Raw genomic sequence first — 16,446 nt, forward strand, 5'->3', positions numbered from 1 at the left:
CTGCTCACCAGGCCTTGGACCAGCTGGCAATGACCGAGTAATCGGTTTCCAATTGGATCCCATCCAGGTCTTGAGCGATGGTGGGGACGAACTCGAAGTTGAAGTAGTGACCGCGAGCCATCACCTGGGTGCCGATGCCGAGGTTGTACCAGTAACCGCCACGGAACTCCTCCACGTTGGTGGAGATCACCAGATTGTCGGCCGTGGGATCGGATCCGTCGTAATCCGTTCGCCAGAGGTGTTCGCCGCGGAGGGAAACGGACCAATTGTCGGTCAACAGAACGCTGGTCCAGGAATTCAAACGGAACTCGTCGCTGACGCTGTACCCGCGATAGTTGCGGCCGATCGGCAAATCGGTTTGGAACTGGACACCACCGCTCCACCAATCGCGAAAGTACTTCCACGTCACGCCGGGACGAGCGTTGAAGGTACCGCTGCCGAGCCGCATGGGGTAAGGCAGTGGTTGCGACATCATGCCGTTGGTCGGTGCGGTTGATTCGCGATAGATGTCACCGGTCGGAACCGAGCATCCGAGGTTGAAGAGCAGGTCTTGGGAGTCGGTGCTGTAGAGCCGCAGCAAGGCACCGAGGGAGGTGTCGCCGAAGCCACTGTTGTGAGTCGTGAATTCGCCACCGCGACCTGCCGGGTTTCCGTCCCCGCGAATGTGATCCATGGTCAGCGCGGGCATCATCAACATCGTGTACAGCGTGATGTCATCCGACGCCCCGTACATGATGTGGGCCATGTGCATTTCCATGGTCATCTGAGTCGGTGTGGCCCCGCCGTTGGTTTGGATACCATCGACCACAATGCCACCGGGAGGTCCCGCCGGCCCGATCGCATCTTGGTCGCTGATGGTGGTTTCACCGATGCGATTGTCTTCCATGGACATGACCATGTACTTGTACTCGACCATCCACTCGCCCTTGTCGTGCAAGTGATCGCCCATGATGCCGGCCGGGGCATGCTTGTCGGCCAGAGATTTCCGGCTGGGGTGATCGGCGTGAACCACGGTCGAATACAGCGCGAGAAAAACAGTTGTCGCTGTGAAACACAATCGCATATCGAGCATCCTGGAAGTGTTGGGGATACTCGGATCAATCGGGATAATCGGGACTCGCCCACTGTTCAATTTTCTCCGCACCCAGAACCTGCAATGCCCGCAAGGTTTGACATCGCCACGAAAGGCCAGTGGCAACGGTCAAGGAATCATCTCACCGTTGGTTGTCGAGCATCCTGCCGTGTGAGTGTTTGTTGCAATTCATGTTGCAATTTGGCGGCAAGATCGGATCGCTGAGCGGATAGGTCCTTCTGTTCACCGATGTCGCTCGCAAGATCGTAAAGCTCAACGCGATTGTCTTCGGCGAATTGCAGCAGCTTGTACTGGCCGCGACGGATGGCGGACTGAGGGCGAGTCCGGCTGGTCGCAAAGTCATCGATGCCGATGTTGTCGGGGGCTTTGGCAAACCCTTTCTCCGGATGGTAATACGGGAAGTGCCAAATCAACGAGCGTTCTTGCTCGGCTGATTGAGGATTGGCATTCATCCAGCCAGCGACGCTTTGACCGTCACACTTCGGTGGATCGCCGCCTGCCCAATCAACCATCGTGGGCAGCAAGTCGACCCCGATGACCGGACGTTCGATTTCTGTTTCTGCTTGGACGACGCCGGGCCAACGAACGATCATCGGCACGCGGATGCCACCCTCGTACAAGTTCCATTTGGAGCCACGTAGCGGCGCGTTGGCGGTGTACTCCGGATGCCCCCCGTTGTCGGAATAGAAAACCACAATGGTCCGATCGGCTTCGCCGGATGCCTCGAGTGAATCGAGGATCTGCCCGACATGGTGATCAAACGTCTCCACGAAGGCAGCGTACTCGATTCGGTTCTTGCGCTTCTTCGAATTCGAAGGCACCCGAGCGTCGTACTTCTTTCGCAGCCATTGGCAAGGCGTGCGGACGGGTGTGTGGACGTAGAACGAGGACGCCATTGCGAAGTACGGGTGATCGTGTTTCTTTCGAAGGAAGGCACCGACTCGGTCGACCATCGAATCGGAAGCAAAGCTGCCTACGTCGGTGATCGTTTCGACGGGCGAGCGTTTCCAGTTGTATGGGTGCGCCCCGTAGTCTTCCTCCGCCACCTCGAAGCCTTGCTTCTTGGGCCCGTGCGTGGGACTCCAACCGAGGTAGCGCTCATGGTGCGAACTGACATGCCACTTGCCGAAGAACGCCGTTTGGTAACCTTCGTCTTTCAAGCACTCGGCGATCGTTCGCTCTTCAAGCGGCAGGTTCAACGTCAGCGGAGGTGCTGACAACGGCGTCGGGAAGTCGATCTTCTGTTGGCCCGCAGCGTCCTTGGTGACGAACTCAAAGTGCAAACGTGCAGGCGTCTTGCCGGTCAAGATTGATGCGCGGGATGCGGAGCAGATCGGGGCGGACGCGTAGGCTTCTGTGAAGCGGGCACCTTCGGACGCCAGTTCGTCCAGGTGCGGCGTGTCGTGCCAGGGATGCCCGTAGCAACCCAGGTCGGACCAAGCCAGGTCATCGGCCAAAATGAACAGGATGTTTGGCTGGTCGGGAGTTTCCGCTGCGGCGAATGAAGGTGCCAGGAAGACGCAGCAGAAAAGGGCTGCAGCAGCCCTCATGAAAAAGGTTGGCTTTGGCATTTTGGTTGAATGAGTGGGTGGGGAAGATGCGTCCAAACGCGGTGGGAATTCGAATTGCGGTGGGAATGCAGGGGGGCTGAACTGAGTGTGAACACTTGTGGAGCGACGGCGGGTGGGGATGGATGTTTTTCACGTTCTTCGTCGCTGGAGTCGCTAGCATCTTGGGTACCTGCACCCGTGTCAAATACACTGTGTCTTGCCCCGCCTTCATGCCTTCCGAATCCCGCCCGCCCTGCCTGAATGATGCCAGTGTCGATTTTCGCTGTGATTCCTCGTCTCGTTTGCTTGTTGCTGGTCATCTTGGTGGGAGGTGCCTCGGTTGCCGCGGAAGCGACCCGGCCCAACATCATTGTGATTTTGGCGGACGACATGGGATACGGTGACATGGGTTGCATGGGCAGCCAAACTCTGCAAACTCCGAACCTGGATCGGCTCGCTGAGTCCGGGGTGTTGTGTTCGCAAGCTTACGTGGCCAGCGCCGTGTGTTCGCCCTCGCGAGCGGGCCTGTTGACTGGTCGTGACCCACGACGGTTTGGCTATGAAGGCAATTTGAATGCCTCCGATGCAAACTATGCGACTCGGCCGGAGTTGCTGGGGTTGCCTGCCAGCGAAAAAACGCTCGGTGATCACCTCGGGGCGTCCGGCTACGCGACCGCATTGATCGGGAAGTGGCACTTGGGGATGGGGGAAATGCATCATCCCAATCGCCGCGGCTTCGACCATTTCTGTGGCATGCTCACCGGCGGTCATCACTACTTCCCAGCGACGATGAATCACGTCATCGAACGGAACGGTCAGCGGGTGGAGGATTTTTCCAGCGAGTACCTGACGGACTTCTTCACCGATGAAGGGTTGCGATTCATCGACCAGCACGAAGCTGCGGAGCCCGACCAGCCTTGGTTCGTTTTCTTCTCCTACAACGCACCTCACACACCGATGCACGCCACGGAAGCGGACTTGGCACGCTTTGCGAACATCAAGAATCAAAAACGCCGAACCTACGCCGCGATGATGTTCGCCCTCGACCGCGGTGTGGGGCGAATTCGCAAGCACTTGGAAGCAACCGGGCAGTGGGAGAACACGTTGCTGGTTTTCCTTTCCGACAACGGTGGCGCAACCACCAACGCCAGTTGGAATGGGCCGCTTCGTGGTGTGAAAGGATCGATGCGAGAAGGCGGCATTCGCGTTCCGATGATCTGGACTTGGCCGGCCAAGTTTCCTGCCGGCACACGCTATGACGGCGTGATCAGTTCATTGGATTTGCTGCCGACGTTTTGTTCCGCTGCGGGGGCTCAGCCGTTGGCGTTGTCCGCTCCCATGTCGCACGAGGACGCGTCGAATCGAAAACGAATGAATCGCTTGGCCGGAACGCATGACGGCATCGACATGACCGCACATTTGGTTGACGGCAGCGAACCGCCCAAGCGTCGTTTGTACTGGCGACTGCAGGGGCAAACCGCGATTTTGGATGGCACGGACAAATTGCTGCGTCCCTCGCATCGACCCGCCGAGTTGTTTGAGGTTGCCACCGACGTCTCGGAAAGCAACGACTTGTCGACCCAAGAACCAACCCGTTTCCGCGAACTGTTTCGCGAATTGGGGGCCTGGGAATCGATGTTGACGACGGTTCCGTTGTGGGGATCATCGCCCTTTTGGTCGGGGCAATCCGCCAAACACTATGACGCATGGGAACCTCGCCCAGAACCAGAATCCACTTCTTTGAATCGCAACCCATGACAATCGGAACCCGATTCCGATTCAGCACGCACCGTTGATCGAATTTCGTTCGTGAATGCCGTGCCTTGCACCTTCCCCGATGCCCCGCCTTTGATGGAGATTTACATGAGTTTGACACCAAGACAAAACCTTGCTGTGGCAGTGATGCTGTTGTTACTGGTCGGTTGGTCGATGCCCGCTCGCGCTGTGGATCCGGAACCCGTGGACTTGGTGGTCTATGGCGGAACGTCCGCTGGAATCGCTGCCGCGGTGCAAGCACACCGAATGGGCAAATCGGTGATCGTGATTGAACCAAGCCAACGCGTCGGTGGACTCACAACGGGTGGTCTGGGGCAAACCGACATTGGCAACAAAGCCGCCATCGGTGGGATCGCTCGCGAATTTTACGAAGACATTGCGGCCCACTACGAGGATCCCTCCGCTTGGAATTGGCAGCGTGAGGAGGAGTACCGAGGCGGTGGCCAATCCAGAACCGCAGCGGGTGAATCCGCGATGTGGACGTTTGAACCCAGTGTCGCGTTGGCGGTCTATCAAGATTGGATTGAGCGAGACGGCCTCCGGGTCGACTACGGCAAACGGTTGGATCGGTCCTCGGTGATGACGACCCGCAGTTTGCCGGCCCGGATCATTGCGATTCGGATGGAGTCGGGTGAAACGTACCGGGCGCGGATGTTCATTGACGCGACCTACGAAGGCGATCTGTTGGCCGCCGCCGGGGTGAGCTACACGATTGGCCGGGAAGCCAACGAGCAATACGGCGAAACGCTCAACGGTGTGCAGACCAAGATGGGGATCTACCACCAACTGCGAAAAGGCATTGATCCCTACGTCGTTCCCGGAGACCCGAGCAGCGGATTGCTCCCGCACATCGATCCCAATGGGCCCGGAGAAGAAGGTGCCGCAGATCATCGCGTGCAAGCGTACTGTTTTCGGATGTGCTTGACCGATCATCCGCAGAATCGCATCCCGTTTCACAAGCCCGATGGTTATCAACCGCTTTGGTACGAGCTGTTGCTTCGCAACTACGAGGCCGGCGAAAACGCGGCTCCGTGGATCAATTCTGGCATGCCCAATCGCAAGACGGACACCAACAACCGATTGGGATTCTCGACGGACTTCATCGGCCAGAATTACGACTACCCCGAAGCTAGCTACGAAGAACGCGAAAAAATTGTTGCCGAGCATCGACTGTATCAACAAGGGTTGATGTGGACTCTGGCCAATCACCCCCGCATGCCCGAAAACGTGCGCAAACAAGTCGCTCGGTGGGGGATGTGCAAGGACGAGTTTCAAGAGGGCAATGGCTGGCAAGAGCAACTCTACATTCGCGAGGCCCGGCGAATGGTCGGCGAGTACGTGATGACGCAGAAAAATTGCCAAGGTCTGCCGATCGAAGACCCGATCGGATTGGCGGCCTACACGATGGATTCGCACCATCAACAACGCTACGTCGATGAAAGCGGTCACGTGCGGAATGAAGGAGACGTGCAGGTCGGCGGTTTCCCACCGTACGGCATCAGCTACCGATCGTTGGTTCCCAAGCAACGCGAGGTCTCCAACTTGTTGGTGCCGGTTTGTTTGTCCGCTTCGCACATTGCGTTCGGATCAATCCGGATGGAGCCCGTGTTCATGGTGCTCGGTCAAACTTCCGCAACCGCAGCCGCCATGGCGATCGACGACCAAGTCGCGGTTCAGAAGGTTGACTACGAACGATTGGCAAAGCGTTTGGTGGAAGACAAACAAGTTCTGGCTTACGTCGGTCCCAAGCCCAAGCCGGGAATCGATCCGAAGTCCCTCGACGGGATTGTTGTCGACAACTCACAAGCGAAAACGGCAGGCAGTTGGATCCCCAGCAGTTCGACTGGCAATCGAGTTGGGATCGACTACTTGCACGACAGTGACGCCAGCAAGGGCGATTGCGTCGTGATCTATCGGGCTCCGTTGAAACAACCGGGACGCTACCTGGTGAACTTGCTGTGGCCGGTGCATTCCAACCGAGCCAGCAACACGTTGGTGAAGATCACAGACGCCGCCGGTCAGCAACACGAGGTTCGCGTGAACCAACGCGATGCGAAGTCTGGCGGGCGAGCCAAGCTGGGTGAATTCGAGTTCGGCGCGAATGCGATCGTGGAAATCCGCAATGACGATTCCGATGGTTATGTCATCGCTGACGCGGTGCAGTTCGTTCCGCTGGGAAACGCCGGCGATTGAGGCAACAGCATCCCACGCATTTCGATGCACCGGTCTCGGTTCAGGCACCGTCGCTGAGGTCGAGGTGATTGCCGTAGCGGCGGAGCACTTGGGATTTGAGATCTTCCAGGCCTTCCGATTCCATTTCGGGGTCTTGGTCGATCCAGTCCTGCGCCATCTCGCGAGCGACTTGCAGAATCTCGACATCGCGGTGCAAGTCCGCGATTCTCAATCGAGCGTCGCCGCTTTGACGTTGGCCCAACACGTCTCCAGGGCCCCGCAAGCGAAAGTCCGCTTCAGCCAATTCGAACCCATCGAGTGTTTGCTCAAAGACTTTCAATCGTTCGTCTTCTTGCGGTGGTTTGTCACCATCGACAAACACGCAAACGTGCCCCGCATGAGTGCCGCGACTGACCCGCCCGCGAAGCTGGTGCAACTGAGCCAGCCCAAATCGATTGCCACCCAAGATCGCCATCACGGTTGCATTGGGAACATCGATCCCAACTTCGATCACGGTGGTGCTGACCAACACATCCAGCTCACCTTCTGCGAACAGCTCCATCACACGTTGCTTTTCATCCGAGGGCATGCGGCCATGCAGCAACCCGACGCGCAAACCTTTCAGCGGGCCCGTGCGAAGTTGTTCATAGGTTGAGTGCACCGACGTGATGTCTTCCGCAGGCGGTTCCGTCGCATCGATGACTTCCGACAACTCTTCGTCCGCCGATTCGACTTCTGGTCCCACTCGCGGGGCCACCACAAAGGCTTGCCGTCCTTCTGCCACGCGTTCTTTGACGAATGACCACCAGCGATCACGCCAGCTGTCACCGGCCAAGTACGTGTGCACAGCACCACGACCGGCCGGTTTCTCTCGCAGCGTGCTCAGGTCCACATCGCCAAACTGCGTCATCGCCACGCTGCGTGGGATCGGCGTGGCAGACATCACCAGATAGTGCGGGTCAACGCCGCCATCGCGAAGCGTCACGCGTTGTTTGACACCAAATTTGTGCTGTTCATCGATCACGCACAGCCCCAGTCGATGGAACTCGACACCATACAGCAAGGCTTGCGTGCCGATCACGATGTCCAATTCACCGGTCCGGATTTTCTCGACCGTGTCACGTCGCTCGGCCGCACCGAGTGATCCGCACAGCAAACCGATCCGCACGCGACTGTCCGCCAGCATCCGCTGAAGCGTCGCGTGGTGCTGCCTCGCCAGCACTTCCGTCGGGGCCATCAAGGTGGCTTGGTGTTCTCCCGCGACGGCGACCAGCATCGCGAAAATGGCGACGACGGTTTTGCCGCTGCCGACGTCGCCTTGCAGCAATCGGTTCATCGGAAACTGGCGTGCCATGTCGGCTGCGATCACGTCCATCACCCGGCGTTGATCGCCGGTCAGTTCAAACGGGAATCGCCGCAAAATTCGATTGCGAACCGTGGCAGAGCACTCCAATGAGGGTGCTCGCAGTTCGCTGGTCAGCGACCGGCGTCGCATCGCCAGTGCCAACTGCATCACCAGCAGCTCTTGGAACACCAACCGAGTTTGGGCCGCAGACAGGTCCGCTTCGCTTTCCGGCAAGTGGATGCCTCGCAAGGCCTCCGAAATACCAGGCAGCACGTCGGGCAATTCCATCCCCGCTGCGTTCAATCGTTTGGCAGCATCGGATCGCAACCGTTCAGGCAACACCTCGGTCAATTGAGCGGACAGTTCCTGGACCAGCGGACGAGCCAAACGCCGCAGATCGGATTGCTTGACGCCTTCAGTCAGCGGGTAATTGGGCAGGATCAATCCGCCCGGCGCATCCTCGTCTGGCAACTCGCCTTCCTGAACGACTTCGTATTGAGGATGCGTGAACTCCCACCGCAGTCCCGCCAACTTGGGCGTGCCACTGATTCGCACCTTCGTTTCAAAGGTCAATTGTTCGGCGCGAAACGGTTGATTGAAGAACACGATTCGAACCGCGCCCGAATCATTTTCGACAATCGCGGCAAAGATCGATTTGCCGGGCGTGCGAGAAACCAACTCGGCGTCGGTAATCGTCCCGATGAAGGTCGCCGGTTGGCCCTCCGACAAATCCGCCACTTGGGTCGGCGGAGGTGGGAAGGCGTGATTCCGTGGAAACAGAAACAGGATGTCGCGAGCGATTCGCAGTCCCAACTTGCGAAGCTTGGTTGCTCGCGCGGGGCCCACGCCTGGCAAATACTGAATCGGTGTGGTCAGCGTGAGCGTGGATTCGCTGCTGCTTGGCTCGCTCACGAAATTCAATCACCGAGGCGTGTAGTGAAACTGTTTGCTTTTCGAAAAGAACTCGACCGGGTTGTCATGCACGACCTTGCGAATCAAGGCTTCGTCCATTCCGCGACGTCGCATCGTGTAAATCAAATCGGGCACGGCGGTCGGTTTGCTGATGCCCCAATCGCCAGCCGAGTTGGCCAACAATCGCTCACCCGCATGGCGTTCAATCATATCGGCAGCGCGATCAGGCGTGCACTTGGTGACCGGATAAAGCGTCATCCCGGCCCAGAAACCTCGATCGAGCACTTCGCTGACGGTGTGTTCTTCGACGTGGTCGACCAACACTCGATCTGGATTGATGCGTGAATCGTCACAGAGCATGTCCAAGATCATTCGCGTGCCTTGGTACTTGTCTTCCAAGTGCGGCGTGTGGATCAAGATCGGCTGGTCGTACTTGATCGCCAACTCCATGTGTTCGAGGAACACCGTCGCTTCGTTCTTGGTGTTCTTGTTCAGTCCGATCTCGCCGATCCCCAGCACACCGGGGCGATCGAGGAACTCGGGAATCATCGAGATGACTTCGCGAGACAGCGAAACGTTCTCGGCTTCTTTGGCGTTGATGCACAGCCAACAGTAATGCTGGATGCCAAACTGAGCCGCACGTTTGGGTTCCACCGCGGTCAATTGTTCAAAGTAATCGCGAAAACCGTCGACCGTGCCACGGTCAAAGCCAGCCCAAAAGGCCGGTTCGCTGACGGCAACGCATCCCATCCGAGCGAGCGTTTCATAGTCGTCCGTCACGCGGCTGACCATGTGAATGTGCGGGTCGATGAAGTCCATGTTGCTGGTCAGTGGGTCGGAGTGTTTTTAGGAGGGCAAGGGAGCGATGTCAGTCAGTGGCCGTTGGGCTCACTTCGAACTCGGCGTTCCCACACCGAGGTTGGTCTTCCAATCAGGGTCGTACTGGCGAGAGAACCAATGCTGAACCTTGGCGGCTCGGTCGGGATCCTCAGCGAGCAACATTTCCATCGCATGCGTGAGCTGATCGCGACGCGGTGAAGGATCCTTGCCTCCCGGAGCACGGTCCAGTCGGTCCAGCACCGCCGCCAGTTCCAAAACTTTGGCTCGAACTTCCAGGTACGAGGCATCCAGAATTTCGTCAGCGGTCCGTTGGCTCATGGCGCAGGTTTGTCGAGGGAGAAACGGTTTGAGAACGGGTTGTTACCCGTTCGCGGCAACAACCCCGCATTTCAGTTCAGGGTGTCCATTCAATTGTACCCGACAACTCATGGATTGGTTCCCAGCGTGGGAGCCTTTTTCCGGCAAGCCTGGCTGCAATACCGGACCTGCTCCCAATCGCGAGCCCATTTTTTTCGCCAGGCGAACTCCCTCCGGCAGACCGGGCAGGTCTTCGTCGGCAGGTTCCGTTTGGCATCACGATGGGCAGACACATCACTCGCTCACGCATTCCAACACATCGCAGCCGACCCATGGCCGCAATGTCTTGGGCACATTGATCGTTCCGTCGGCACGTTGATGATTTTCCAGAATGGCAATCATCGCGCGTCCGGTCGCAATGGCGGTGCCGTTGAGAGTGTGGACAAAGTCCGTCCCTTTCTGGCCGGTTGTTTTCGATCGAACATTCAAACGACGAGCCTGATAATCGGTGCAGTTGCTGGTACTGGTCACTTCCCCCCAATCACCTGATTCGCCACGTCCGGGCATCCAAGCTTCCAAGTCATACTTGCGATACGCGGGGCCGCCCAAGTCACCGGTTGCGGTGTCGATCACTCGGTAGGGCACCTCCAACGCGTCAAAGATTTCGCATTCCAGTTCACGCATCTCTTCGTGCATCGCCGTGCTCTGATCGGGCGATGTGAACGCGAACATTTCGACTTTGGTGAATTGGTGAACGCGGTACAGCCCCTTGCTGGCTCGTCCGGCCGCACCGGCTTCGGTTCGAAAGCAATGACTCAAGCCGCAATACCGAAGCGGCAATTCTTCGCTGGCGAGAACTTGTCCGCTGAGCATCCCGCCCAAGGGGATTTCCGCCGTCGCGACCAAATTCAGTTCCGTGTTTTCGATGCTGTAGATCTGCGTTTCCGGGCCACGCGGGTTGAACCCGGTTCCTTGCAGAACACTGGTCAGCGCCAGGTCGGGCGTTGAAACGGGGGTGAAGCCTTTGCCGGCCAAGTGCGAAATCGCGAATTGTTGCAGGGCCAAATCCAAACGCACGGCCGCATTTCGCAAGAAGTAAAACCCCGAACCAGCAACACGGGCGCCGCCTTCGAAGTCGAATAAGTCGTGTTTTTCGCCCAGCTGCAAATGGTCCAGCGGTTGAAAATCCAACTTCGGCACCGGCGTTTTGCCACGGCCGATTTCGTTCGCATCGTGCTCGCCACCCTCGGGCACGTCAGGGTGAGTCATGTTCGGCAGGATGGTTTGCAGCTCGAGGATCTCGGCTTCCAAGCGATCTTGCTGGGCACCGGCGGCATCCTTTTGCTCGCGAAGGCTGCGACCTTTGGAAATCAACTCCTGACGCTCGTCATTGTCTTTGGCAGATTTGATCTGCTTGCTGACTTCGTTGGCCTGCCGATTGAGTTCCTCGGCTTGCTTCAGCGCTTCCATCCGCTCGGCTTCGAGACGGCAGATCGCGTCGACGTCGACGGAAACGCCTCGCTTGGCGGAATTTTCGGCGACAAGCTGGGCGTTTTGCAGGATGAATTTGCGATCGAGCATCGTGGTCAGTGGGGTGCGGGAAAATGGACAACTCTATTTCCCCACAACTTAGCGAAAGAACCCCGATCGTCGCAGCCCAGGAAATTGTCGAGTTCAGGGGGCTGAGTGCCACGACCGAAATTGTCGTGGATTGCTCTGCCGATCCCATGTTGACCAGCGAAGCAGGCCGAGACGTGAGATCAGCGAAGCGATCCACGTCCATCAGCTCATCGATTCGCGGCGGTCACGACGTAGATCTGCTGGGTCGGGGCGACGACCAACACGTACGTGTTCTTCGCGTTGTGGATTCGCAGTGCCACTTGGCTGGGCGAGGCAATCGGTTGGCCGTCGTAGCGAACCGGTGCAAATTCGACCGTGTGATCCCCCGCCGGCAATTCGGCTCGCAGAACCTGAATCTCTCGCGGCAGCAAACCCCAGCACCGGGTGTCGGCGGTTTCTGTCGCCGTCCAAGCGGTCGAGGTCGCGAACTGGAACATGGTTCCGGCCGGTCCGGTCAAACCAAGGTTTTTGCGAGCGGAGGCGACCGCCAGTTCCTTGCCTCCCTGCCGAATGATGCCGCGAGCGATGGTCCATGGCATTTCCGCATCGACCTGTTGCTGCACCATCCCGGCCACATCCGTCAACGGTTGAGTTGCACCGTGCAGTTCATACAGTGGCAACGTGTCCGGCCCCGTCGGGATGTAGCTGGCCACTGTCACCGAAGCAACATCGCTGGGCGGAATCACAACACGGGGGACTTTGACCGAGGTGATCTTGGGCAATGTGGCGACGTCGTCTTCCTTGTTGTCTTGGTTCAGCATCAATGCGTTGGCGACGGTCATCGCCGCGGTCGTTGCCGGGGCATCAACCGCCTCCAACACCGGTCCGCGACCGACCAACGCAAACACATACAACGCACCGTGTCCTGGTTGGCTGTGCATGCCTTCGGTCGCGCGTTTTAAGTCATCGGCAGCCGGCAGAAAACTTGGACGAATCGCACTGACCAATCGGTAGTTACGACGAGCGTCATCAAGATCATGCAGGTTCTCTTCCCGCAACACACCTCGCAGATACGGCGCCAACGCCAACTCTTGGTGCGGATTCGCGGTCAGCGTGTCCGCGACGGCCTCACCGAACACACTGCTGCGTCGTTCGTCATGTTCCTGTTGCAATTTTGTTTGCAACATCGCGGCTTGATTGATGTAACTTTCCGCGTCATCGCCATCGCGAACCAGAGAACACATCGCCAACATTGTGCGGATCATGACCTGCTCGTAGCCCGCCGGACGGAACTTCCGAGCGGTGTCGTCGGTCACCATCGCCGCCGCTTCGTGCAGCGGAGCGACCTTCAATGACGAGTCAAACTCATCCCGTAGTTCACGCAGTGTTTTCTCGGCGGACGTTGCATCGCCGACCGCCAGATCGACCATCGCCAAATCCAACTTGGCCGGCGTGGCAAATCGCCCGCGTCCCTGGGCGACCTTTGACAACGCTTCCCGAGCGGTGTCTGGATCGCCAGCGGCGAACGCATTGCGAGCCGTGTCGATGTGCGCGAGTTTTGTAGCGCAACCTGCCAGCGTTGTCGGCAACAACGCAGCGAACAACAGGAACGCTCGAAAGTCGTTCGCTGAGATCATCCGTCGGCTTGATCGAATAAGCCAAAGTTCCACCACTTGCCCGCTCGCGTGTTGTGATAGCCCTTGCGGATCTTGGACGACTCTTTGATGTAGTCCCCCGATTGCAAATTGACCATTTCCAACGTCAGCAAGTAATCCCGTTGAGTCGACTTGTTGCGATCGGTCGTTCCCGACGTGATGGTCGCGTACAGCAGGTAGTCGACCGGAGCTCCCTGCCGTCCCAAAGCTGCGGCGAACGCGCTTCGGTTCTGTGGCAGGAACAACGAATCGGGACGGAGACGAGTCTCCACCAACGCCGCATCGACCATTCGGCGGCTGATGCTTCGGAACGAGCTTCCGGAGTTGATTTGCGAATCGATGCGTTCGTAGAGCTGGTCCTTGAAGTCGACCAATTCCTCGGCGCTTTTATTTTCGATTCCAATGAAACAAACTTTGGCCGGCCCCTGCACCAATGGACCGGCGTTTGGAACCGCGACCTGAGATCCGATGATGGTCTCACCCGTGGCGGGATCCACCATCGTTTCCATGGCCCCAGACGAGTGGCTGGCCATCTGGGCCGGGGTTCCATTGGCGGCAAATTGTCCCGGGAAGACGACCGCTTCGTTGGGTGGTGGGCAACGTCCCAAGATCTTCGCAACGGCTTCATCGACCAGCGGATTCCAGGTCGCGGCCCCTGCTTCGTGGCTGCCAACCATGTCTTTCTCGTCGCTGGCGAGCAAATGTCCGTACCGCCGCGAGGCACATCCCGTGGTTCCCGCCCCCACAATGGCCACTCCCGCGGTCATCCGCAGCATGGCTGCCGCTAAAATTTTCCGCCGCGAAAGAAGTTCACCTGCAGAAGTTCGCAAATTGGGATCCAAAGAGTTTTCTGCCGATTCGTCTTGAAAAATGCGATTCATCGCGGTTGTTCACCCGGTATTGAGTGGGCCGAATCAACGTCATTGACCGGAAAACCTGATTCAGAAAGTGTTCTGTCAGCGAATTTCCGAAAACAATTCCGGCTTGTCGGCTTGTGAATGCTGTGCCAGTTAGCAAAATGATCGACCCCACGTCGACCCGATCCTCGATGGAATCCTTGAAACCCCCACGGTTCACCAAACCGTTGCGGACTGCGAGAATCCCCCAGTTTCTCAAACTTCCATCCCCCACACCCGCATTCACAATCTGTTCATGCCTGCCACCCTGACCGCCCCCGTTGCTGATCCTGTTGCTCCCGTGAATTTGGGACTCGACGCAACCGATCCGCTTCTCCTGCCCGGCACCCTTTTGCCTGGCACCTCGGTGAATCCAGGTTTGGCACCCGCATCGGGGAAGATCCCGACGATCGCGATTCCAAGCGTCAGCCCCACCATGGCGGAAGAAGAAGACGATTCCGATGACCAGGATGATAGCGCGGACGCTGATGACACCCCCGGCGTCGGCGATGACCTCGACGACATCGATGACGACGTTGATGAATTTGACGACATCGATGAAGACGATTTCGACGATGATTTTGATGACGACTTCGAAGAAGAGCTTGAGGACGACTACGAAATCGAAATCGACGACGAGATCAGTGCCGAGTTCGGCCTGAACACCGCTGGAGATGACAGCGAAGAGGGACTGGACGACGACTTGGACGACTTCGAAGACTTTGAGTCAGTCGATTGAAAATCGTCTTCTTAACCGCCGGTGCCGCAGGGATGTACTGTGGCAGTTGCATGCATGACAACGCGATCGCCAAAGCGATGCGTGCTGGCGGAGACGACGTTCTTCTTCAACCGGTCTACACGCCGATCCGGACCGACGAAGCCACCATCGCGTCCCAACAAGTTTTCTTTGGTGGCATCCATGTCTATCTGTTGCAGCAAATGCCTTGGCTGCGGTGGTTGCCGCGTTGGACTCGGTCATGGATGGATCACCCCGGCCTGATCCGCATGCTGACTCGCAGAGCAGTCAAAACGGACCCCGCTAAACTGGGCGCCCTGACGCTGTCGATGCTGCGAGGCGAACATGGAAGGCAGTTCGAAGAAGTCAGTCGGTTGGTGGATTGGTTGGTCAAAGACATCCAGCCCGACGCGATCATCTTCAGCAACCTGTTGATCGGAGGTGCGATCCCAACAATCCGCCGGCGGTTGCCTGACACGCGTTTGGTCGTGACTCTGCAAGGCGACGACATCTTCTTGGATCACTTGCCCCATGACGCGCGAGCCCAAGCCATCGTGTTGTGCTCGGAACTGGCCGAACAGGTCGACGTGTTTGTTTCGCACAGCGAGTTCTATCGCGACAAAATGGGAGCGTTGCTGGGCATCCCGCCCGAGCGTTTTGACGTGCACCCGCTGTCGATTGACCTGGCACCGTTTGACCGCCCTGAATCAAGTGACCGCCTCGCCGAGGCACCCAGCAAACAGGAAAACGAATTCCGCATCGGATACCTGGCACGCCTAGCACCGGAAAAAGGTCTGCACCACCTGGTCGATGCCTTCCTTCGAATCGGCGCGATGCCCGAGCACGCCAACGTCACGTTGCACGCGGCCGGATGGCTGGGGGAACACAACCGTGCCTACCTCGAGGAATTGCAATCTCGCGTCGCCGCGGCTGGCCTGTCAGATCGATTTGTGGTGCACGACAGCCCCGATCAACCAACGAAAATCAATCTGCTGCGGCAAATGGATGTGCTCAGCGTCCCGGCACCTTACGAAGATCCCAAGGGATTGTTTTTGTTGGAAGCGATGGCCTGCGGTGTTCCCGTCGTCCAGCCCGATCATGGTGCGTTCACGGAAGTGGTTCGTTCGACGGGCGGCGGTTTGTTGTTCCATCCCGAAGACACGGACGCGTTGGTCAGCGATTTGATCGGACTGAAGAACGATCCCGACCGACGAACGGGGTTGGGCGAAACCGGACGCCAATCCGTCCACCAGCGTCATCACATCGAAGCCGCCGCGGATCGGATGCGGCGCACCTGCCAGCGAGGTTAGTCCGGACTCGCTGAAGCTGCTGCAGCAGAACCTGGCTCACGGTGGTCCCCACCGTGAGCACCACCTCAGCCGATCGATCGAATTTCGGTGAGGGCGAATGCGCGAGAAAGTCCATGCCGAAAGCAGTGCTCGTCTCGGTGGGGGACCACCGGGCGACCGGTTTGGGAGTGGTGATCTCGGCGAGGGCCGCGCCGATTTACAGCTTGCGAGTACCGAACTGCAAGATGGTACTCGGCTTCGCTTTCCCATCTCGGGTTGATCTACAATGGCGGCGTTGCCACCCCACCTCGTCCCACCCCGATGG

Annotated in this window: 13 protein-coding genes; 4 read left to right on the forward strand and 9 right to left on the reverse strand. The window is 58.2% G+C overall.

The features are described from left to right. Positions 1-4 precede the first annotated feature (4 nt). Positions 5-1,072 carry a transporter gene (locus UH5x_RS25005; protein ID WP_047815218.1) on the reverse strand — a complete coding sequence of 356 codons (1,068 nt, stop codon included), beginning with the start codon at positions 1,070-1,072 and terminating at the stop codon, positions 5-7. Between the two features lie 137 nt (positions 1,073-1,209). Then, positions 1,210-2,664: a sulfatase gene (locus tag UH5x_RS25010; RefSeq protein ID WP_482634040.1), complete on the reverse strand. Its 1,455-nt coding sequence runs from the start codon at positions 2,662-2,664 to the stop codon at positions 1,210-1,212. Positions 2,665-2,928: 264 nt separating this feature from the next. Between UH5x_RS25010 and UH5x_RS25015 the strand changes: the two genes are divergently transcribed. After that, complete coding sequence (locus UH5x_RS25015) at positions 2,929-4,401, forward strand: sulfatase-like hydrolase/transferase (RefSeq protein WP_482634041.1); 1,473 nt, start codon at positions 2,929-2,931, stop codon at positions 4,399-4,401. Positions 4,402-4,506: 105 nt separating this feature from the next. Beyond that, the gene (locus UH5x_RS25020) at positions 4,507-6,612 is read left to right on the forward strand and encodes an FAD-dependent oxidoreductase (RefSeq protein WP_482636074.1); all 2,106 of its coding nucleotides are present in this window, start codon (positions 4,507-4,509) and stop codon (positions 6,610-6,612) included. A 40-nt stretch (positions 6,613-6,652) separates the two neighbouring features. Here the strand turns inward: UH5x_RS25020 and recG are convergent, their stop codons facing one another. The 7 genes from recG to UH5x_RS25055 all read right to left on the reverse strand — a co-directional run bounded on the left by recG (position 6,653) and on the right by UH5x_RS25055 (position 14,081). Then, positions 6,653-8,848, reverse strand: a complete 2,196-nt coding sequence (recG, locus tag UH5x_RS25025) for an ATP-dependent DNA helicase RecG (RefSeq protein ID WP_482634042.1) — start codon at positions 8,846-8,848, stop codon at positions 6,653-6,655. Between the two features lie 9 nt (positions 8,849-8,857). Further along, the gene (locus UH5x_RS25030; RefSeq protein ID WP_047815220.1) at positions 8,858-9,667 is read right to left on the reverse strand and encodes a TatD family hydrolase; all 810 of its coding nucleotides are present in this window, start codon (positions 9,665-9,667) and stop codon (positions 8,858-8,860) included. Between the two features lie 69 nt (positions 9,668-9,736). Beyond that, complete coding sequence (locus tag UH5x_RS25035) at positions 9,737-10,006, reverse strand: hypothetical protein (RefSeq protein WP_047815221.1); 270 nt, start codon at positions 10,004-10,006, stop codon at positions 9,737-9,739. Between the two features lie 107 nt (positions 10,007-10,113). After that, positions 10,114-10,278, reverse strand: a complete 165-nt coding sequence (locus tag UH5x_RS25040) for a DUF2256 domain-containing protein (RefSeq protein WP_482634043.1) — start codon at positions 10,276-10,278, stop codon at positions 10,114-10,116. A gap of 1 nt (position 10,279) precedes the next feature. Then, a complete protein-coding gene (serS, locus tag UH5x_RS25045) occupies positions 10,280-11,566 on the reverse strand; it encodes a serine--tRNA ligase (protein WP_047815222.1) in 1,287 nt (428 codons plus the stop codon). Positions 11,567-11,772: 206 nt separating this feature from the next. Continuing rightward, positions 11,773-13,182, reverse strand: a complete 1,410-nt coding sequence (locus tag UH5x_RS25050) for a COG3014 family protein (protein ID WP_482634044.1) — start codon at positions 13,180-13,182, stop codon at positions 11,773-11,775. Further along, complete coding sequence (locus UH5x_RS25055; protein WP_047815224.1) at positions 13,179-14,081, reverse strand: hypothetical protein; 903 nt, start codon at positions 14,079-14,081, stop codon at positions 13,179-13,181. Before UH5x_RS25055 ends, UH5x_RS25050 begins: the two co-directional genes overlap by 4 nt. Before the next feature lie 271 nt (positions 14,082-14,352). Between UH5x_RS25055 and UH5x_RS25060 the strand changes: the two genes are divergently transcribed. Then, complete coding sequence (locus UH5x_RS25060; protein ID WP_482634045.1) at positions 14,353-14,835, forward strand: hypothetical protein; 483 nt, start codon at positions 14,353-14,355, stop codon at positions 14,833-14,835. Then, entirely contained in the window at positions 14,832-16,142 is a 1,311-nt protein-coding gene (locus UH5x_RS25065) for a glycosyltransferase family 4 protein (RefSeq protein WP_482634046.1), read from the forward strand. Before UH5x_RS25060 ends, UH5x_RS25065 begins: the two co-directional genes overlap by 4 nt. The last annotated feature ends 304 nt before the right edge of the window (positions 16,143-16,446 follow it).

It is taken from the genome of Rhodopirellula sp. UH5, from assembly GCF_056839225.1.

What these genes read in the sequence shown, in the direction of transcription:
- UH5x_RS25055 (WP_047815224.1), bottom strand. Translation starts at nt 14,081, where the DNA reads ATGAATCGCATTTTTCAAGACGAATCGGCAGAAAACTCTTTGGATCCC.
- UH5x_RS25035 (WP_047815221.1), bottom strand. Translation starts at nt 10,006, where the DNA reads ATGAGCCAACGGACCGCTGACGAAATTCTGGATGCCTCGTACCTGGAA.
- UH5x_RS25060 (WP_482634045.1), top strand. Translation starts at nt 14,353, where the DNA reads ATGCCTGCCACCCTGACCGCCCCCGTTGCTGATCCTGTTGCTCCCGTG.
- UH5x_RS25005 (WP_047815218.1), bottom strand. Translation starts at nt 1,072, where the DNA reads ATGCTCGATATGCGATTGTGTTTCACAGCGACAACTGTTTTTCTCGCG.
- UH5x_RS25030 (WP_047815220.1), bottom strand. Translation starts at nt 9,667, where the DNA reads ATGGACTTCATCGACCCGCACATTCACATGGTCAGCCGCGTGACGGAC.
- UH5x_RS25050 (WP_482634044.1), bottom strand. Translation starts at nt 13,182, where the DNA reads ATGATCTCAGCGAACGACTTTCGAGCGTTCCTGTTGTTCGCTGCGTTG.
- UH5x_RS25010 (WP_482634040.1), bottom strand. Translation starts at nt 2,664, where the DNA reads ATGCCAAAGCCAACCTTTTTCATGAGGGCTGCTGCAGCCCTTTTCTGC.
- serS (WP_047815222.1), bottom strand. Translation starts at nt 11,566, where the DNA reads ATGCTCGATCGCAAATTCATCCTGCAAAACGCCCAGCTTGTCGCCGAA.
- UH5x_RS25020 (WP_482636074.1), top strand. Translation starts at nt 4,507, where the DNA reads ATGAGTTTGACACCAAGACAAAACCTTGCTGTGGCAGTGATGCTGTTG.